Origin of the sequence: Vibrio navarrensis (assembly GCF_000764325.1) — a bacterium.
GTDB classification, from domain to species: domain Bacteria; phylum Pseudomonadota; class Gammaproteobacteria; order Enterobacterales; family Vibrionaceae; genus Vibrio; species Vibrio navarrensis.
Genome location: NZ_JMCG01000001.1, coordinates 1,554,234 through 1,572,576 on the forward strand (window position 1 = coordinate 1,554,234; position 18,343 = coordinate 1,572,576).

The 18,343-nt window shown below is 49.9% G+C and carries 15 protein-coding genes and 1 pseudogene; 8 read left to right on the top strand and 8 right to left on the bottom strand.

The window, feature by feature from the left end:
* Positions 1-52 precede the first annotated feature (52 nt).
* Both EA26_RS06970 and EA26_RS06975 read right to left on the bottom strand, forming a co-directional pair.
* Positions 53-1,972: an Hsp70 family protein gene (locus EA26_RS06970; RefSeq protein ID WP_039426074.1), complete on the bottom strand. Its 1,920-nt coding sequence runs from the start codon at positions 1,970-1,972 to the stop codon at positions 53-55.
* Positions 1,972-2,604, bottom strand: coding sequence for a DUF2760 domain-containing protein (locus tag EA26_RS06975; RefSeq protein WP_039426075.1), 633 nt, complete (start codon positions 2,602-2,604; stop codon positions 1,972-1,974). Before EA26_RS06975 ends, EA26_RS06970 begins: the two co-directional genes overlap by 1 nt.
* Positions 2,605-2,969: 365 nt before the next feature.
* Between EA26_RS06975 and EA26_RS06980 the strand changes: the two genes are divergently transcribed.
* Positions 2,970-3,500, top strand: a complete 531-nt coding sequence (locus tag EA26_RS06980) for a 3'-5' exonuclease (protein WP_039426077.1) — start codon at positions 2,970-2,972, stop codon at positions 3,498-3,500.
* Between the two features lie 259 nt (positions 3,501-3,759).
* Here EA26_RS06980 and EA26_RS06985 read toward each other — a convergent pair whose 3' ends face one another.
* The 3 genes and pseudogenes from EA26_RS06985 to EA26_RS06995 form a co-directional block, all read right to left on the bottom strand.
* On the bottom strand, positions 3,760-4,209 hold the full coding sequence (locus EA26_RS06985; RefSeq protein WP_039426079.1) for a tellurite resistance TerB family protein: 450 nt from the start codon (positions 4,207-4,209) through the stop codon (positions 3,760-3,762).
* A 92-nt stretch (positions 4,210-4,301) separates the two neighbouring features.
* Positions 4,302-6,231 (bottom strand): annotated as a pseudogene (locus EA26_RS06990) (alkaline phosphatase D family protein).
* 21 nt (positions 6,232-6,252) lie between these two features.
* Positions 6,253-6,606: a VC1380 family protein gene (locus EA26_RS06995; RefSeq protein ID WP_039426081.1), complete on the bottom strand. Its 354-nt coding sequence runs from the start codon at positions 6,604-6,606 to the stop codon at positions 6,253-6,255.
* A 148-nt stretch (positions 6,607-6,754) separates the two neighbouring features.
* Between EA26_RS06995 and EA26_RS07000 the strand changes: the two genes are divergently transcribed.
* Positions 6,755-8,038, top strand: a complete 1,284-nt coding sequence (locus EA26_RS07000; protein WP_226978249.1) for a MipA/OmpV family protein — start codon at positions 6,755-6,757, stop codon at positions 8,036-8,038.
* Between the two features lie 137 nt (positions 8,039-8,175).
* Here the strand turns inward: EA26_RS07000 and EA26_RS07005 are convergent, their stop codons facing one another.
* Positions 8,176-8,763, bottom strand: a complete 588-nt coding sequence (locus tag EA26_RS07005; protein WP_039426088.1) for an FMN-dependent NADH-azoreductase — start codon at positions 8,761-8,763, stop codon at positions 8,176-8,178.
* Positions 8,764-8,922: 159 nt separating this feature from the next.
* Between EA26_RS07005 and hrpA the strand changes: the two genes are divergently transcribed.
* Together hrpA and EA26_RS07015 are read left to right on the top strand one after the other, a co-directional pair.
* Complete coding sequence (gene hrpA / locus EA26_RS07010) at positions 8,923-12,876, top strand: ATP-dependent RNA helicase HrpA (RefSeq protein WP_193244111.1); 3,954 nt, start codon at positions 8,923-8,925, stop codon at positions 12,874-12,876.
* A 121-nt stretch (positions 12,877-12,997) separates the two neighbouring features.
* On the top strand, positions 12,998-13,495 hold the full coding sequence (locus EA26_RS07015; protein ID WP_039426093.1) for an outer membrane beta-barrel protein: 498 nt from the start codon (positions 12,998-13,000) through the stop codon (positions 13,493-13,495).
* Positions 13,496-13,538: 43 nt separating this feature from the next.
* Here EA26_RS07015 and EA26_RS07020 read toward each other — a convergent pair whose 3' ends face one another.
* Positions 13,539-13,991 carry a hypothetical protein gene (locus EA26_RS07020; RefSeq protein ID WP_039428844.1) on the bottom strand — a complete coding sequence of 151 codons (453 nt, stop codon included), beginning with the start codon at positions 13,989-13,991 and terminating at the stop codon, positions 13,539-13,541.
* A gap of 124 nt (positions 13,992-14,115) precedes the next feature.
* On the opposite strand from EA26_RS07020, the gene EA26_RS07025 reads away from it, so the two are divergent.
* The 4 genes from EA26_RS07025 to EA26_RS07040 all read left to right on the top strand — a co-directional run bounded on the left by EA26_RS07025 (position 14,116) and on the right by EA26_RS07040 (position 17,014).
* Positions 14,116-14,490: a hypothetical protein gene (locus EA26_RS07025; protein ID WP_052079649.1), complete on the top strand. Its 375-nt coding sequence runs from the start codon at positions 14,116-14,118 to the stop codon at positions 14,488-14,490.
* Between the two features lie 46 nt (positions 14,491-14,536).
* Positions 14,537-14,998 carry an OsmC family protein gene (locus tag EA26_RS07030; RefSeq protein ID WP_039426095.1) on the top strand — a complete coding sequence of 154 codons (462 nt, stop codon included), beginning with the start codon at positions 14,537-14,539 and terminating at the stop codon, positions 14,996-14,998.
* Positions 14,999-15,199: 201 nt separating this feature from the next.
* Complete coding sequence (locus EA26_RS07035; protein ID WP_039426098.1) at positions 15,200-16,141, top strand: esterase/lipase family protein; 942 nt, start codon at positions 15,200-15,202, stop codon at positions 16,139-16,141.
* A gap of 9 nt (positions 16,142-16,150) precedes the next feature.
* Positions 16,151-17,014 carry a lipase secretion chaperone gene (locus EA26_RS07040; RefSeq protein WP_039426100.1) on the top strand — a complete coding sequence of 288 codons (864 nt, stop codon included), beginning with the start codon at positions 16,151-16,153 and terminating at the stop codon, positions 17,012-17,014.
* Between the two features lie 27 nt (positions 17,015-17,041).
* Here the strand turns inward: EA26_RS07040 and emrD are convergent, their stop codons facing one another.
* Positions 17,042-18,247: a multidrug efflux MFS transporter EmrD gene (gene emrD / locus EA26_RS07045; RefSeq protein ID WP_039426102.1), complete on the bottom strand. Its 1,206-nt coding sequence runs from the start codon at positions 18,245-18,247 to the stop codon at positions 17,042-17,044.
* Positions 18,248-18,343 lie beyond the last annotated feature (96 nt).

Genomic DNA, 18,343 nt, shown 5'->3' on the forward strand with positions numbered 1-18,343 from the left:
TCCTTGATTGATTTAAAAACGGCATCCATAGGGATGCCGTTGCGAGAAACGATTATTGTGCGTTTTGTTTGGCGTCTTCACGCACGTCAAACTCAACGTGCCACTTCTGACCATTGTCGGCGGCAATGGCTTCGAGGTAGAGCGTGCCGAGCTCGGTCACTCGGGATGCGAGTGTCACTGGCACAACTTCTCCTTCACGGCGGCCTTCAGAAACGGGCAGAGTGACCTGAATTTCAGGTAGCACCTCTAACTCATCTTGGCCCCAATGGTCGAGATGGGTGCCCGCCAGATCGTCGCGGCGCACAGTCGAACCGAAGAACTGAAAGTTAACAGGCTGGCCGATGATCAAACCAAATTGCTGGCTTGGAACATCGACGCTGGAACCTTCTTCCATACCAAACGGAGCCACACACAGCGCTTCCATGGGAGGTGCCATTCCCGGAATTGCTGGCATCGCGCTTTCAATACCAACGTAGTAACTGGAGGCGATACCGCCGCGAATGCGCACACCTTGGCCACGACGCACTGCGCCGTAATAGGCCGCACCGCTTGCCACCGCCAGATCAAGGTCAACCCCCGTCAACCGTTTCGCCATCTCTGCATTGGCGTCCAGCAACCATTCGTTGATGGTCTCTTCTAAACGATTGGCGAGCAGTGCTGATTTCAATACGCCGCCGTTAAATAGAATCGCGGTTGGCTTGATAAATTGCACCGAAGGAGCGCCGTGCCCCGGCATACCAGGTATACCGCCAACAAACGGATTGAAATCTTGTGCTGGCGTTGCATCACCATTCATCGCATTGGCTTGTTTTGACAAGAATGCGGCGATATGGCGGGTAATTCCGGCATCTTGCGCGTAAGGCAGGCCCATTTGTGTCAATGCGCCGCGATTGCGTTGAAGCGGATGTTCAGTAATCGCCACTTTGGGGAAAAAGCCTTCCACCAGCATTTGCTGCACTTCTTGCTGGGTCAGCTCGGTTTTCAGCGTCGCGCCGAGCAATTTTGAACCACGGCTTGGCACCACAATCGGCACGGCTTGCAACTCGGCATCATTGAGCAGCGCTTCCTTAGCATCACGGCAAGCGTGCGTCATGGCCTGAATTTGCCAAGGTTGCAGCTCTTTGCCTTCTTGCGCCAATTTCATTTTTAAGCTGTAGGCGAGGGCGAGATCCATGTTGTCACCGCCAAGCAGAATATGCTCACCCACGGCGATACGTTTGAGTGTCAGGTTACCTTGCTCTTCGGTCACTTCCACCAGAGAAAGGTCGGTGGTGCCGCCGCCGATATCGACCACCAGCACCACGTCACCGACGCTCACTTCATCGCGCCACTTGTCGTTGCTGTTGTCGATCCAGTTGTACAGTGCGGCTTGTGGTTCTTCGAGAAGAGTCAGATGCACAAAGCCGACATTGCGTGCTGCTTCAGCGGTAAGATCGCGCGCAGCAGGGTCAAACGAAGCCGGAACGGTGATGGTCACCTCTTGCTCGGCCAGCGGATGCTGCGGATAAGCGTGATCCCAAGCTTGTTTCAGGTGCTCAAGATAAAGCTCGGTGGCGCGCAGGGGCGACACTTTTTCCACCTCTTCCGGGCTACCCGCAGGCAAAAAGGCGTCACGGCGGTTCACGCCGCCATGGCATAGCCAAGATTTTGCGCTGGCGACTAAACGAATGGGCGTTTTGCTACCAAGATTACGAGCAATCGCACCAACCAGCGCTTTGGGTTCTGTGGTCCAAGGGAGCACGCGTGACGCAGGGTTCATCTCATGCTCGTGCGGCTGGTAGAGAAACGAGCCCAGTTGGCTGCGCGCTTCCACCGTTCCCGGCGCGGTCAATTGAGGGATCGCCATCACTTGCACGCGAGCGTGCTCGTCTTGTGTATCGAGGAAAGAGAGCACGCAATGGGTGGTGCCAAGGTCAATACCGATACTGAATTTGGCGGCTTGCTCAGCCGCAGGTGTATTGTGCATTTCCATTACAGCTCAACCTCAGCGGGCGCGATGATGGTCGCGTCGTAGTTTTCGGCCAGTTTCGGCAAGTTGATTGCGCTGGCTTTCCAGCCTTTGTGAACCAGTGTGCCGTTAAACGGCGCCTTGCCCGTCACGTTACCCACCAAACGAATCGCCTGAGGGTTAAAGCCTTCCGCGACCGTAATGCGCGTCTCTTCTTCTTCGCTGCGAATGTGTTCTAGCGTGATGTACTCTTTGAGTACTTTCTGCCCGCCAGTATGGATAACTCGGGCGGCAGCACCGACTTCTTCGTCGGAAAATGCGCTGAGATCTTCTTTTAAGAAATCAATCAAGCGCGCTTCTTGCTGCATAATTGAGAGCAGTTGCATCGCCGAATCGGTTGAGGCAGTGGCAAGCTTAGATTGCACTTCCACCACTTTCTCAATCACTTTTTCAACTTCGACGACTTTTTCGACTTCGACAATTTTCTCTACTGGCTTTTCCACTTCAACGATCTTTTCAACCGGTTTCTCAACCACTTTTTCGATCACTTTGCTTTTGCGCGAAACGGCAACCAAGAGAAGCAAAACACTCGACGCCGCAAGGCCTGCATGCAGCATATCGAATGTTTGAGGAATCAGGTTTAAATCAATGTTCATGCTATTTTTTCTCTAATCGATTGATTTAAAGGTGCGTGGATTGGCTCATTTGCCGCAATTTCAAGGGCGATTTTGCGACGTGCACCTAGTGTAGACATAAAAATGGTGGCTGATAATAGCATATTCAAGTGAGGAGATTGTATTAAAACCGCTTGCAACCCCTGAATTTACGGCGGTTTTGCTGAAAATATCATCAAATAGCGGCCTGTTTTTGGCGATGGATTTTCGCCAACGTGCAAGAGGCACAAAGAATCTTGATCAGTTGGGGTGAAAATAAGCAAACAACCGCGCTTAGGTCGAGTTTCTGCTTTCTCTGGGGTACAATTTCGCCCTTTAACAATCAACCACGAGAAAAAAGGCAATCTATGAACCATAACCGAATTGTTTGCTTTGATTTGGAAATGTGCTGCTGGAACGAGAATGGCGTCGGGCGCACAGGTGAAATCATTGAAATTGGTTTGGCGGAAATTGATTTGCTCCGAGGGGAGATTGTGAAACGCGCGCAGTATTACGTTAAACCGGAACACGACGAAGTGTCGCTGTTTTGCGCCGAGCTGACGGGCATTACGCCGCGAAAAATTGAGAAGCAAGGGCGGCCGCTTGCCGAAGTGGTGAAGTCGATGATCAAAAATTTCGGCGGCAGCAATAAAATCTACACCTCGTGGGGCAGGGATGACCAGATCCTGTTTAACGAGTGCCACGCGAAAGGGATTGAGCCACCATTTAGTGAGTTTATTAATTTGGCTACCTTATACCGCATTCAAAATCGCCTCAAAGATAGGCGCATTGGTCATCGTCAGGCGCAAGAAGCGAAAGGCATCGATTGGGAAGGGCGGCAGCATTCGGGCTATGTGGATGCCTACAATTTAGCCAAACTCGCTTTAACCATGTTTTAGGCTCAGATGAAAAGCGAGCGTCATTAAATCTTCATCTCGCTTTTCATTTTTGTTCATCTTGCGCCACTAAACTTGCTGCAAATCATAACAACGCAGTTGGCAAATAAAGATGTTACTTTCCGTGCTTTGGAGTGTGGTATTTGTGTTCGGTAGTGGAGCAGTCTACCGTTGGCATCAAAAACCCGTCCTGTAATCTTTGAATAAGGTAAAAACGCGCCGAGTGCGCGTTTTTTATTGCATGTTGACTGGCGAATTCGCTTTACGACTTATCGATCACTTGCAGTTTGGCGCGGATAAACTCGCGGTGATCCACATAGAGCAGCTCGGCCGTTTTGCGGATCACTGAGTCCTCCAATGGGTCGATATCGCCATCGGCGTGCGCCACCTCCCACATGCCTTTGATCAGCTCAAAACGCGTCTCTTGCGAAAGCTCTCTCAGTTGTGAAGTGAACTCATACAGCGACGCGGCTTGAGCAACGCCACTTTGCGCCTGAGTAAGTAAAGTTTCCACTTCGTCATCGCTTAAATTGAGCAGGCGCTTGAGCAACTGACGTTTTACCGCTTGCTCGCGCTCGTCGATTTGATGATCAGCGCCAGCAACTTCACACAATAAGCTGGCGATGGCCAGATTGGGGTTGTTTGCGGCGTTTTGGCTCAAATCTGTGCCATCAAGCAACTGCTTGAAGAGAGTGGTGAGTTTGTTAAACATGTCGGTGACCTTTTCAATCGCAATACTCTTTTAACATGATAGCGCTAATGCCGTTTCACAACCGCTATCGATAATTTTATTCTGCCGCGCTGTTACTCTTCTGCACTGGTCGCTGGAAAATCGACACAACGGCCATCACTGGTGAGCAAGCTGACTCGCTTTGGCTTTCCGTCAGCATCGAGATAGAGCTCGCCAATGGCGCTGTGGTTAACTAAACGGTAAAAGCGTTGGTTATCAGGGCTACGCTTTTTGATTTTCAAGCGCTTACGTTTGGTGAACCAGTTAAGCGGCGAACGAGGGCTGTAAAGCAGCCTATCCATCGCATCACAAAAGCGCAGCAGTCGCGCAGGAAAATGATTTTTTTAATCCGCTGCAAGTGATCTGGTAGATGTTGGGGCTGGATTTACGAAAGCGCAACTTGATGTCATAAACAAACGAGTAGTGCACATCCCCCGAGAGAATGACAAAGTTGGTTGGCGTTTTGGTGTGGGTAAAAATGCTGATGAGCGTATTGGCGCTGCCCGGATGCGCCATCCAGTTTTCGGCATCGATCAGTAAAGGTTGGCCGAGTTGCGTCATGATGCGTTGCAGCATTTCGATAAATTTGACGCCAAACATCGGCGCGGCAGAAACGATGATCACTTTTTCTTGATGCATCAGCTCCTGTTGCAGTTCGACCAGCGCTTCCCAATCCATCAAACCAGACGGCTTATTCATGCGTGATTCCGAGCGCCAGCGTCGGGTTCGGGTATCCAGCACCACCACTTTGGGTTCGGTAGGAATGGTGTAGTGCCAATCTTCAAAGCGATAGAGCAGTTGAATAAACGCGTCTTGATGCTCCGCGGTCGGAGAGTGAAAATAGCGCTGCGCCGCGATGAAAAAGCGCTCGTCAAACTTTTCCGGTGCGTTACCCCAACCTTGACAGAGCCAGTAGGAGAGCAAACCGTTGCCAATCACGCGGTGAGAAAATGGATGCTGATAGGCCGCAGTCTCCCAGCCAATGGTCAGGTTCCAGTCGTCGGTCACGTCGTGATCATCAAAAATCATGTAAGTCGGCAAGTGAGCGAGCAGGCGTTGCACACTCGGCAAACCGGCAACAAAATCGTCAATCTGCTTGATTTCTTTGTGCCACAACTGTTGCCATTTCTCGCTCAGTGTCTGCCCTGCCCACTCAAACGCTTGCTCTTTCAGGCGTTCTCGGTTAACCAGTTGCCACGCCTGCGGCGACCACACCAGCAGATACATGGCAAAAAACTCGGCAAAGCTGATGAGATGATTTTCGCTTTCTGTGGAACTGAACACCGGTTGGCGGCGAAAACGCGTTAAACGGGCAAGCAGGGTGGATTGGTCGACATAATCTGGAAGAATTTGATCGCGAGCATAAAAGCAGCGCGGATCTTGATAGAGCGCCAAGCTGTCTTGAAAAGGCGCGTCGACAAACGTTTCGTTGGCTAAACCGAGCCGCTCAATGAGCTGCGTGATGGCGTCCAATGTCGGCCCGGCCACATGATCAGCGTAAATTTGATCGCCACTTAGCAGCAAGAGATCAGGTCGCTCTGCTGGCGAAAGCGAGGCGACTTTTTTATCCGCTGCAACCAAGGCATCAGCGCTGCGATGGTGTGGATTGCGGCAGGAGCCATGCAGAATGTAATCCGCGGTTGTTCGCACAGAAAAAGCAATGCCTTTTGTTTCGTCACCCTCGTAACAAAGGTGCGGGAAAAGCTCAGTGATTGCTCCCACTTGGGTATCAATTTGATAAAACAGCGCGCAGTTGGTTGGGTATTCGCCAGCAAAATGCCACAGCGCGACGAAAGCATGCTCACCCACTTGTTGTTGCTGAGAAAGGCTCAGCGGCGCTTGATAGAGCAACTTTTCGCCGCTCTCATCGAAGATCTGAAAAGTGCCTTCAACCGGTTCGCTGCTCACCAGCCAAAGGTTGATTTCGCTTGCGGTCGTTTTTCTGAGGATCGGGCCTGCCAGAATCAGCGGCAGAGGAGAGCGCGGCGGGTTTGTCTGGGTCAATCCTTACTCCTGTAGTTTTATTTAGTCGTCGTTACTTTCGTCTTCAAGCACTTCGATCACTTCGGAGCTGGAAAGTTCGTGTCCCATGAGAAAAATCGCCAACATCGCATCAGCTTTGGTTTTGGTGTCGCTGGCCTCGTCTAAAATCTGTTCGAAACGATGGCGGATCATAGCGATTTCATGTTCAACAAAGCCACGTCCTTCCTCTTCACCTTGCAGATCATCGGGCGCGTTATCAAATTCAAGAAACAGCAAATCGCCGTCTAAGCGAGTGTTCACCAGCCTTTCGGGTAGCCACTCCTCTCCCATCACAAGGTCAGGATCGCAATCATCAGGTAATGAGATGAGGATGTTTTTAAGTTCGGAAGCTTTCACATTCAATTCAAATCAAAGGCAATATCTATTATTGTAACGGCTAAATATCGATGAGCCTAAACCGTTTTTCATGGTTTTGTTAATTATTTACGCTCGACGCACTGTCATTGATGGAATGTGTATATAGATGAAGCAAAAGTTATTCATTATGGGGCTTGGTGCAGTTTTTTTTCTGCCTAGTCAGACGGTTAAAGCTCAGCAACCGGATTGGGGGATCGCGGCTATGTATCGAGTCGCCTCGATTCCTTTTGATACTAGCGGCGGCGATCAATCTGTGAGCACGTTTGTCCCGATGATGTTTTACAACGATGACAACCTGTTTATTCGTGGTACCGAAGGGGGTTTTTATCTGTTCGAATCGGACAATGAGCAATGGCAACTTAATGCGTTGACTCGGCTGCGTTTTATCGATATCCCTAAAGTGGCGCAAAACTCGATTGAAGGTGACAAAGCGGATTTTGGTATTCAATTGGCGTATCGTTGGGACGAAAACTGGCGTTTGGAAGCGGAAATTATGGGTGACAACGAGTACCGTTTTCACTCCAACTATCGTCTTGCAGCAAAATATGATTGGGGCGATTGGGAAGTAGAACCGTCGTTTACGCTCAGATATAAAGAAGCCGATTTTAACAGCACCTACTTTGCCTTCTCCGATATCACTCAGGAGCATATTGGGGCAGGAATTGACGCAAACTTGGGTTTGAAAACGCGCTATCACGTGGCGTCGAATCTCTATCTGCTCGGGCAAGCGAGTGTGACTCGTTTAGACAGCAATGCCTACCGTAGCTACGCCGTGGAAGATCGCTATCAAGGCGAATTTTTTGTCGGGTTTGGATTTTTCAACGACAAGAACAAAGAACGCAAGTCGTCTTTGAGCAATAAAGCTTACTTACGTGTGGCTCACGGCTGGGCAACGCCGTCCAATATTGGCGAAATCTTTAAATTTGAACAAGAAAAAGATCCGTACAACAACCAAATGAGCTCATTTTTTTATGGCCATCCTTTAACCGACGAGCTATTTGGCCTGCCTTTGGATATCTACTTGCATTCGGGAATCACCCATCATTGGGCATCGCAAGTGCAGAGCTCGAGTACCGAAACGGTTGTGTCCATTAAAGCCTATTACACCTTCAATTGGCCGACTAAGTGGCGTTTTGGTTTTGCCGAAGGGATGTCCTACATCGACAACATTACCTATATCGAACAGACCGAAATGGATGAAAAAGGCTATACGCCAAGCCATTTGCTCAACTATCTCGACTTTTCGTTTGATGTGAATGCCGGAGAGTTGTTCGGGCAATCAGAATGGAAGAATGTCTGGTTTGGCTATTCGCTTCACCATCGCTCGGCGATATTTGAAAATGCCTCGCAATTTGGCCGGATTAAAGGCGGCAGCAACTACAACACTGTGTATCTGCAGTTTGATTTTTAAGCCCTAATGCTGTACTCGGCACGCAGTTGTAAAAAGGCCCTCACATCATGTGAGGGCACAAACTAACCGGCACGAAAGTGGGCAAAATGCGTTCAGTCCATTGGTGTACCAGACAGTGGATATGGTGCGCTTTGTGACTAAGCGCTCAGCGCCGCCAAATGCAGCGTTGCTGAAGCGATGCCTTTGCTAGCAAAGTCGTCACCCATGTTGAGCGCTTCTGCGTAGACAAATTCAACCTCAGTGATACCGATAAAACCCAATACGGTGCGCAGATATGGTGTGACGTTATCGCTGGCGGCGTCTTTGTGGATCCCGCCGCGTGTGGTGATCACAATTGCTTTTTTGCCTTCAATCAGACCTTGTACGCCCGCTTCGGTGTATTTGAACGTCACACCAGCGCGCGCAATCAGATCAATCCAGTTTTTCAACTGAGTCGGTACCGTGAAGTTGTACATCGGGGCTGCGATAACCAGCGTGTCTGCCGCTTTCACTTCTGCAATTAGCGTGTCTGAAAGCTCAACAATCGCTTGTTGCTCTGCGCTCAACTCGCCGCTGGCACGCAGTGCTGTCGCCACTTGGAAGTCTAAAACAGGCAGAGGTTGCTGCGCTAAGTCACGCACGGTAATTTCTTGTTGGTCGAGATTTTTGACCAACTCATCGACCAGTTTATTGGATTGAGAGTAGTCGCCAAGAATGCTGGATTTAAGAACGAGGAGACGAGACATAGGAGATTCCTTAAGCTTTGTTGCAAAGTATGTGGCCATTTTAGTCACTTTCTATTGAGTGAGAAGTCAAGGAACTTGGTAATCTCATTCGAAAAATTAGAATAATGCTCGTTGGTGGCTTTTCTTGAGGCTGTGGTACAATCCGCGCAGTTTTAAGTCATGAAAAGAATAGGAAATGCTTTGACGTCGTCACAGCCCAATACACAATCCAAGCCGCCGGAGCAAAAGGCTCAGGCGAATACCGCCGCCTCTTTACGCCAAGCGCTCAGTCAGTGCTTGATCAAAGATCGCTTTCGTCTCAGTAAGCGCATTTCGGGTGCCAGCAAAATTAAAAAAGAGTCAGCACGCCACGCCGTGTTTGATGAGATAGCACTAGATATCGCCAAATCGATGATGGAAGTGGAGCAGCGCTGTCGCCTACAACCGAAAATTGACTACCCTGAAATCCTGCCTGTTAGCCAGAAGAAAGATGACATCGCTAAAGCGATCGCTGAGCATCAGGTGGTGATTGTGGCGGGGGAAACAGGGTCAGGGAAAACCACCCAGCTACCGAAAATTTGCGCCGAGTTGGGCCGAGGTAAATTTGGCCTGATTGGTCACACTCAGCCGCGCCGTTTGGCCGCTCGTTCGGTCGCCAGCCGTATTGCCGAAGAGATGGAGACCCAGCTTGGCGATTTCGTCGGCTACAAAGTGCGTTTTAACGATCAAATCTCTGAAAATACTCAGATCAAACTGATGACCGACGGTATTTTGCTGGCGGAAATTCAGCACGACCGTTTTCTCAATCAGTACGACACCATCATCATCGATGAAGCGCATGAACGCAGCCTCAACATCGATTTTATTCTCGGCTACCTCAAAGAGCTGTTGCCGCGTCGCCCAGATCTCAAAATCATCATTACTTCTGCGACGATTGATCCGGAGCGTTTTTCTAACCACTTTGGCGGCGCACCGATCATCGAAGTTTCTGGCCGAACCTATCCGGTTGAGACCCGCTATCGTCCGCTAAGTGGCGAAGATGAAGACGACCGCGATCAGCTCGAAGGCATTTTTGAAGCCGTTGATGAGCTGTGTGATGAAGGGTTGGGCGACATCCTTATCTTCATGAACGGTGAGCGCGAGATCCGCGATACCGCCGATGCCTTGGCGAAACGAAAGCTCAAAGACACCGAAATCATCCCTCTATACGCGCGTTTGTCAGCGGGCGAGCAGAATAAAATCTTCCAGCCGCACGCTGGACGTCGCATTGTGCTGGCGACCAACGTCGCGGAAACCTCGCTGACGGTACCGGGGATTAAATACGTGATTGATCCGGGTACAGCGCGCATCAGCCGTTACAGCTATCGCACCAAAGTGCAGCGTTTGCCGATTGAACCTATTTCGCAAGCCAGTGCCAACCAGCGTAAAGGCCGTTGTGGACGGGTGGAAGAGGGGATCTGTATTCGGCTTTACTCTGAGGAAGATTTTAACTCACGCCCAGAGTTCACCGATCCGGAAATTCTGCGCACCAATCTAGCTTCGGTCATTTTGCAAATGACGGCGCTCGGCCTTGGCGATATTGAAGCGTTCCCGTTTGTTGAAGCGCCGGATAAACGCAACATCCAAGACGGTGTGCGTCTTTTAGAAGAGCTGGGCGCGATTGACTCGCAAGCGAAAGATGCCAACAAACGTCTGACCGCGATAGGCAAGCAGTTGGCCCGTTTGCCGATTGACCCACGTTTAGCGCGCATGGTGTTGGAAGCGCCTAAGTATGGCTGTTTAAAAGATGTGATGATCATTGCCGCAGCGCTCTCCATCCAAGATCCGCGCGAGCGTCCATCGGACAAACAGCAATCGTCGGACGATAAACATCGCCGTTTCTTCCACGAAGAGTCTGATTTCCTTACTTTCGTTAATTTGTGGAACTACATTCAAAAGCAGCAAAAAGCGCTTTCGGGTAACCAGTTCCGCCGCCAGTGCAAAGAGGATTACCTCAACTACTTGCGGGTGCGCGAATGGCAAGACGTCTATTTCCAAATCCATCAGTCGATGCGGGAAATGGATTTCAAGTTGAATGATGAACCGGGCTCATTTGATGCGGTTCACAGTGCCATCTTGGTCGGTCTGTTATCTCACATCGGTATGAAAGATCAGGAGAAGAACGAATATCAGGGCGCACGCAATGCCCGTTTCCATCTTTTCCCTGCCTCCGGTCTGTTTAAGAAGCAGCCGAAATGGGTGATGTCGGCCGAGCTGGTGGAAACCTCCAAATTGTGGGGACGCGTGGTGGCGAAGATCCAACCAGAATGGATTGAGCCGCTCGCCAAACACTTGATAAAACGTAGTTACAGCGAGCCGCATTGGTCGAAAAAGCGTGCAGCGGTGATGGCTTATGAGAAAGTGATGCTGTACGGCATTCCTATCGTGCCAAAGCGTTTGGTCAACTACGGCAACATTGACGCCGCAGTGAGCCGGGAGATTTTCATTCGCAGCGCACTGGTCGAGGGAGAATGGGAAACCAAACACGCTTTCTTCAAGCAAAACCGCAAGTTGCTGCAAGAAGTTGAAGAGCTTGAGCATAAGTCGCGTCGCCGTGACATCTTGGTCGACGATGAGGAGCTGTTCCAGTTCTATGATCAGCGTGTAGGCACAGACGTTGTCTCCGGGAAGCATTTTGACACTTGGTGGAAACAAGCGGCGAAGAAAGACCCTGAACTGCTGAACTTCGAAAAAGAGATGCTGTTTAAAGGCGACGCCAGCCATGTCACAGATTTGGACTATCCGAATTTTTGGCATCAAAACGGCCTGAAACTCAAGCTCAGTTATCAATTTGAACCGGGCGATGACAGCGATGGCGTGACGGTGCATATTCCGCTGCCGATTCTCAACCAAGTGGATGCTGCTGGGTTTGACTGGCAGATCCCGGGCTTGCGTCATGAGCTGGTGGTGAGCCTAATTAAGTCGTTGCCAAAGACACTACGCAAGAATTTTGTTCCCGCACCGAACTATGCAGATGCGTTTTTAGCGCGTGTGAGCGCGATGGAAATGCCGTTATTGGACGCGTTGGAGAAAGAGCTGCGCCGTATGACAGGTGTGGAAGTGCTGCGCGAGGATTGGAAACTTGAACAGGTGCCCGATCACTTGAAAGTCACTTTCCGCGCGGTGGACGAGAAAAATCGCAAACTGAAAGAGCACAAAGATCTGCACGAACTGAAAGAGAGTTTGAAAGAGAAAGTGCAGGAGACGCTCTCCAAAGTGGCGGATGACGACATCGAGCAGCAAGGCTTGCATACGTGGAGCTTTGGTGAGCTGCCACAGGTTTACCAGCAAAAGCGCGGTGGGTATCAAGTCAAAGCCTATCCGGCGATTGTCGATAACAAAGACAGCGTGGAGATCAAGCTGTATGAAACCGAGCAAGAGCAGATTGCGGCTATGCGTGCGGGTCAGCGTCGTTTGATCTTGCTCAACGTGCCGTCGCCGATTAAGTATCTGCACACCAATTTGCCGAACAAGTCGAAGCTTGGCCTCTACTTCAACCCGTATGGCAAAGTGCTCGATCTGATTGATGACTGTATCGCCTGTGGCGTGGATAAGCTGATTGAAGAGCAGGGCGGTATAGTCTGGGAGCCCGAAAAGTTCGAGGCGCTTAAAGAGCATGTTCGCGCCGAATTGGGTGACACTGTGGTTGAAATCGCCAAACAAGTGGAAACTATCCTCACCACCGCCTTTAATATAAATAAGAAGTTGAAAGGTAAGATTGATTTCACTATGGCGTTTGCACTGTCTGACATCAAGGCGCAAATTGAAGGTTTGATCTTCAAAGGCTTTGCCACGGAATACGGCTGGAAGCGTTTGCCAGATATTCTGCGCTACATGCGTGCAATTGAGCGCCGCATGGAGAAGCTGCCGATCGATCCAAACAAAGATCGTCTGCATATGCTTAAGATCGAATCGGTGGTGAATGACTACAAGGAGCTGCTGAATAAAATTCCGAAAGGGATGGCCGTACCAGACAATGTGAAGGAAATTCGCTGGATGTTGGAAGAGCTGCGCGTGAGTTATTTTGCCCAGCAGCTTGGCACGCCGTATCCGGTTTCGGATAAACGGGTTAAAAACGCAATAGATGCTTGCTAATTCCGCACTTGGATGTAGGCATATTAATTGCAGAATGTATAATAGCGGGCATTGATACGTCTATCAGAAGGCAAAAACCTGCCTCCTGACAGACTGACAAACAAACGAGAGAAGGTTAACGATGAAAAAGACTCTTTTAGCACTAGCGCTTGTTGGCGCGTCATCAACAGCGATGGCGGATTCATGGATTTACGGCGGTGCGACGGTCGGTCAGTCTGACTTTAAAGGCGAAAGCGGCACTTCCTACTCAATTCACGCGGGTACAGGCATTCTGCCAATCATTGGTATCGAAGCTGGCCTAACTCAACACGGTACTTTTGATATTGATTACTCAGGCACGAAGCACGACACGAAATTGCGTTCTTACTACGCGGCACTTAAACCAAGTATTGATGTAGGCCCACTGCACGTTTGGGCAAAAGGTGGCCTTCATCAGTGGGATAAAGAAGTCACTGGCTTGTCAGCACAAGACGATGATGGTGTCGATATCATGTACGGTGTTGGTGCGGAATACTTTATCTTTGGTCCACTTTCTGTTGGTGCAAGCTACATGAACTACACCACAGATAAAGACGATGTGGGTACCTTCTCACTCAATGCGACAATTCATCTTTTATAAGTCGCTCGACTTGTCATGATAAATCCAATAAACCGCTAATTTATTAGCGGTTTATTTTTATCCCTACTTTGTCAAAGCGCGCACCAAGCGTTGGCTGATCGGTCTGATACCACTCGCTTGGCATCGATTTTTCTAACCCTGCCTGTTTTAAGGCTTTCAGTTCCTCCTTGCTAATCACCACGTACTCTAGCCAAGTTGCCAGCAAACACTCTAGCTGTTCTAAGGTGATGTTTTCATTATCTTTCCAAAAACCTTTCAGTAAGCCAACCACACTTGGTTCTGGTACTAAAGGTTCAATCACGCTCTGTTTGCTGCGGGTTACTTTGCTCGAACGCGGCAGTTGGTCTCGCGCTAAGTTCCAATCCGGTTTGCCGTGGCGAGTCACCAGTCGATGGCGATAGCAGTAGTAGGGAAACAGAAAGCGTTCAATCGCGTGCCAGCGCTCGGCTTTGATTTCTAAGAGTATGTGTTGCAGCTCAAAATGTTCATCGTACATGGTGGTTAGGAGCATTGCTCGAGGCGATTTTATAGCGCTATAAAATATCAGAATCGGGATTTAGTTGATACTCAAGGCGTTTTTTTTCATCATCTGCTTTGTAAAGCTAACTGGATGAATTTTAATGAAAACAGGAAAAATCTCCGCCCTCGGATTGCTCTTTTTTCTTCCGCTCAGCCACGACGTACTTGCCGAGACAAGTAGTGTGGATGAGGCACTGCTTAACCGTTATGTGAAAGGCCGAGTGTTTGTGGAACAAGTGGTTGGCGACCACAGTGATACCCGTTGTTTGGCTTGCACGGCGCAAAGTGTGATCGAATTTGACACTCAGACGCCCACCGCAATGTACAGTTTGCCCGGTGAAGAAAACGGCTACACCAGCATTTATAAATATGAAAATCAGACTATTCGCCTTAATGGTGTGCTGTTTCACATCAAAGCTGATGGTAGTCAAGTTGCACTAGAGAGCGAAACTGGGGTAGTGTTTCTTTCCAACTGAGAGGACGACTTCGACTTGTTGTCCCCGTTTCAAGGAGAGAAAAGTCATGTCTCAATACACAGCGACAGTTCATTGGCAGCGTCAAGCCCACGAGCCGTTTTCTGATAATCTGTATAGCCGCGGACATGAGTGGCGTTTTGATGGTGGCGTAGTGGTTCCCGCTTCTGCCTCGCCGCATGTGGTTCCTCTGCCTTTATCGGTGGAGCAAAACGTCGATCCTGAAGAGGCTTTTGTCGCCGCGCTGTCGAGCTGCCACATGTTGACTTTTCTGGGAATTGTGGCGAAAAAGCGTTACGTGGTGGAAGAGTATATCGATCACGCGGTTGGCCGCATGGAAGAAAATGAACAGGGCAGAATGTGGGTTTCGCAGGTGGTACTCAGGCCGAAAATTCGCTTCGCTGGTGAGTTGCAGCCGACACGTGAGCAACTAGAAAAGTGGCATCATTTGGCTCATCAGCACTGCTTCATTGCCAACTCGGTAAAAACGCTGGTAAGTACGGAGTTTTAGCAAGTAATTGTAATGCATGTGAAAATAGTCGTTTGACGAACAGTAATTTACATATGTGATACGATGTTTATAAAATTTGTTGAGCATTGAGTGGTTATCACAAAAATTAACAAATAATTTACAAACTCCATCAATCCTTGAAAATCTATCCTACGGTTAATGAGCTCCTCAGAGGTCTGACTAGTTATAAGGAATAGAAAATTGAAAAGGAAACTACTCTTTGCTACTCTCTGGATAGTGAGTGTCAGTAGCTTGGCCGGAACCAGCGCTGCCTCACTTGATCAAACAGGCTATACCCAAACTCGTTATCCCATCGTGCTTGTGCACGGCTTATTCGGCTTTGATAAGCTAGCTGGGGTGGACTATTTCTACGGCATTCCAGAATCGCTCACTAAAGACGGCGCTAAGGTGTACGTGGCGCAGGTCTCCGCGACCAACAGTAGTGAGGTGCGTGGTGAGCAGTTGCTCGCGCAAGTTGAAACCTTGCTCGCAGCCACTGGGGCGGAAAAAGTGAACCTGATTGGCCATAGCCATGGTGGGCCAACGGCACGTTATGTTGCTTCTGTTCGGCCTGATTTGGTGGCGTCGGTGACCAGTATTGGCGGTGTTCACAAAGGTTCAAAAGTGGCAGATTTAGTGCGTGGCCAAGTTGCTGAAGGCTCTGTCACGGAAGCGCTGGCGGTGAAACTTGCCGAAGGGCTTAGCGGGCTGATTGGCTTGCTTTCTGGTGGCAGCTCGCTTGAGCAAGATCCACTCGCCTCGCTTGATGCCTTGACCACGCAAGGTTCGCTGCGCTTTAACCAGTTTTACCCTGAAGGCATTCCAAGTTCAGAATGCGGTGAAGGGGCTCTTCTCGCCGCGAATGGCGTCTATTACTACTCTTGGACAGGCGCAAGCACGTTCACCAATGTGTTAGATCCGATTGACGCGCCGATGGCGATTTTGGGTTTGGCATTTAGTGAGCCAAGCGATGGTCTGGTCAGTACATGCAGTGCGCACTTGGGCAAAGTGATCCGCGATGACTACAAAATGAATCATTTAGATGAAATCAATGGCCTGCTTGGCATTCATCATCTGTTTGAGACCGATCCGGTTACCTTGTATCGTCAGCATGCGAATCGTTTGAAACTGCAGGGTTTGTAAGGATAGCCAATGAAAAAGACCGTATTGAGCATAATTATTGTGATCGCCTTGGGGAGCTTCATTGCGGTCTTTTATCCAACGGCAGAACAAGCTGCGGTGCAAGACATTCGCACCGCAGCTCAAAAGGATACCGAGCTCGATATCGCCTCTGGCCGGGCGCTAATGGAGTACTCTCTCAGCGCTTTGGGTGAAAAACCGTTGCATCAGATCCAAAGTGAATTCACCGCGCTTGGTGAAGTGATTCAACCATTGCAAATTGACGAGCGTCTGTTTGCGACCTATTTGCAATATAAGCAAGCACTCGTTGAGTTAGAGCCCAATTGGAGTGCGCTCGATAGCGTTGCCTTTACCGAGTTACACCAATCTTTGTTGGCGTTACAGCAGCGCTTTTTTACCGACGAGCAAATTGCACTGCTTTTTGCCGAAGAAAATCAGTTGAGAGCCCTCGCGATAGAGAAAATGCGCCTGCAGAGCAGCACACTCAGCCAGCAAGAGCAGCAGGCCATGTGGCAAGCTCAATTAGCTGATTTACCAGAGTATATTCAGCAAAGTGATGCGAATCGCAGGTTGATTGGTGAACTTAGCCAAACTGAGCAAGAGGACAGGCAAACGGCCTACTTAAAGCGAGCTGAGTTGGTGGGAGACGCTGGGGCGCAGCGGTTGAGTCAACTCGACGCCCAGCGCCAGCAGTTTGCCGATGAGTTGCAGAGCTATATGCTTGCCCGCAGCGATATTCTACAGGCAGATTTTCTTAGCACAGAACAAAAGCAGCAGCAGATTGAGGCGCTGCGAGCCAGCCGCTTTGCCCAAAAGCAGTGGCGACGAGTCGAAGCGTTAGAGCGCATTCAAGACGCATCGCAATCTGTAAACTAAAAGAGCAGGGGATACCTGCTCTCTTGATTAAATCGCCAGCGGCATTTCGTTGGATGAATCAGGTTTACGAAACACCAAACGCAGCCCAAGCATGGCAAGAATGGACATGGCGAGCATCAAGCAGCCTAGCGGCAGTTGATCTTGGGCTGAAAACAGCGATGCGATGAGCGTTGCAATGCCCGCTCCTAGGTTTTGCATCCCGCCTAATATCGCGCCTCCCGTCCCTGCATGGTAAGGAAAAGGGGCCAATGCGCCAGTAGTTGCCGCTGGGAATAAAATGCCCGCGCCAAGAAAGTAGATGGTCGCGCCGCCAACAAGCGTGAGTGCCGTTGTTTGACCAAACACGCCAGGGATCAAAACGATGGCCGCGCCAAGCAAAATCGCCACCAAACCCACATTGAGTGCACGTTTTTGCGAGCGGCGCTGAGCGATGTAGCTCGACAGGCCTGCACCGATCAGATAACCGGGAATGGGCAAGACAAACAAAATACTGACGGTCGTGGCTGGTAGATCAAGCACGCCGCCTAACAGCACGCCTGCTGCGGCTTCAAAGACCGCCACGCCAGCAAAGGTCGCGACCAAACAGAGCAAATAGCCTTGGAAACGTGGGTTGGAAAGCACATAGCGGTAACTGCGTGCGACGGACTCTACTTTGCGTTTCTCTTTTGGCAATGTCTCCATCATGCTGGTCATCATGGTGATGATGACAGCAATCGCAAACAGGGCGAGGAAGAGGTAACTTGAACGCCAACTAAAGGTTTCCGTCAAGTAGCCACCCAGCACCGGAGCCAACAAGGGAGAAAAGATCACGCACATGCTAATCAGGCTGTTGGCGCGGTGCAGCTCTGCTCCTTCAAAGCAATCGCGTGTCAAGGTGCGTGACATCGCTCCGCCGCAGCCAATGCCCAAGCCTTGAATAAAGCTACCCGCCAAAAACCACTCATATTGTTTGGCAAACAGCGTCACAAGCGTGCCAAGGATATAGATCACCAAGCCGATGATGATGACCGGTTTACGACCAATGCGATCAGACAGCGGCCCGTAGAAAAACTGCGATAAGCCATATGGGATCAGATAGCAGGCCATGACCGCCTGCAAAGCAGCTGGTGAAACGAGGAATTCGTCGGCCATGTAACCAATCGAAGGCACGTACATGGTTTGTGTCATTTGACCGACAGCCGTCAGTATAGCGATTAAAAAGGTAAGTTTGACTAATGGAAATGACGCGGACATCTGCGTATTTTCTCCGGAAAAAAGACAACAATATTCCCCGGCACTTTAGTAAAAAAGTGCCAATAAATGACGTAAACACGGGAGGTTACGGCGCGA

Coding starts and splice junctions, on each gene's coding strand:
- EA26_RS06980 (WP_039426077.1), top strand. CDS start 2,970: ATGAACCATAACCGAATTGTTTGCTTTGATTTGGAAATGTGCTGCTGG.
- EA26_RS06985 (WP_039426079.1), bottom strand. CDS start 4,209: ATGTTTAACAAACTCACCACTCTCTTCAAGCAGTTGCTTGATGGCACA.
- EA26_RS07030 (WP_039426095.1), top strand. CDS start 14,537: ATGTCTCAATACACAGCGACAGTTCATTGGCAGCGTCAAGCCCACGAG.
- hrpA (WP_193244111.1), top strand. CDS start 8,923: ATGAAAAGAATAGGAAATGCTTTGACGTCGTCACAGCCCAATACACAA.
- emrD (WP_039426102.1), bottom strand. CDS start 18,247: ATGTCCGCGTCATTTCCATTAGTCAAACTTACCTTTTTAATCGCTATA.
- EA26_RS07025 (WP_052079649.1), top strand. CDS start 14,116: ATGAAAACAGGAAAAATCTCCGCCCTCGGATTGCTCTTTTTTCTTCCG.
- EA26_RS07000 (WP_226978249.1), top strand. CDS start 6,755: ATGGGGCTTGGTGCAGTTTTTTTTCTGCCTAGTCAGACGGTTAAAGCT.
- EA26_RS07020 (WP_039428844.1), bottom strand. CDS start 13,991: ATGTACGATGAACATTTTGAGCTGCAACACATACTCTTAGAAATCAAA.
- EA26_RS07015 (WP_039426093.1), top strand. CDS start 12,998: ATGAAAAAGACTCTTTTAGCACTAGCGCTTGTTGGCGCGTCATCAACA.
- EA26_RS06970 (WP_039426074.1), bottom strand. CDS start 1,972: ATGGAAATGCACAATACACCTGCGGCTGAGCAAGCCGCCAAATTCAGT.
- EA26_RS07040 (WP_039426100.1), top strand. CDS start 16,151: ATGAAAAAGACCGTATTGAGCATAATTATTGTGATCGCCTTGGGGAGC.
- EA26_RS07005 (WP_039426088.1), bottom strand. CDS start 8,763: ATGTCTCGTCTCCTCGTTCTTAAATCCAGCATTCTTGGCGACTACTCT.
- EA26_RS06975 (WP_039426075.1), bottom strand. CDS start 2,604: ATGAACATTGATTTAAACCTGATTCCTCAAACATTCGATATGCTGCAT.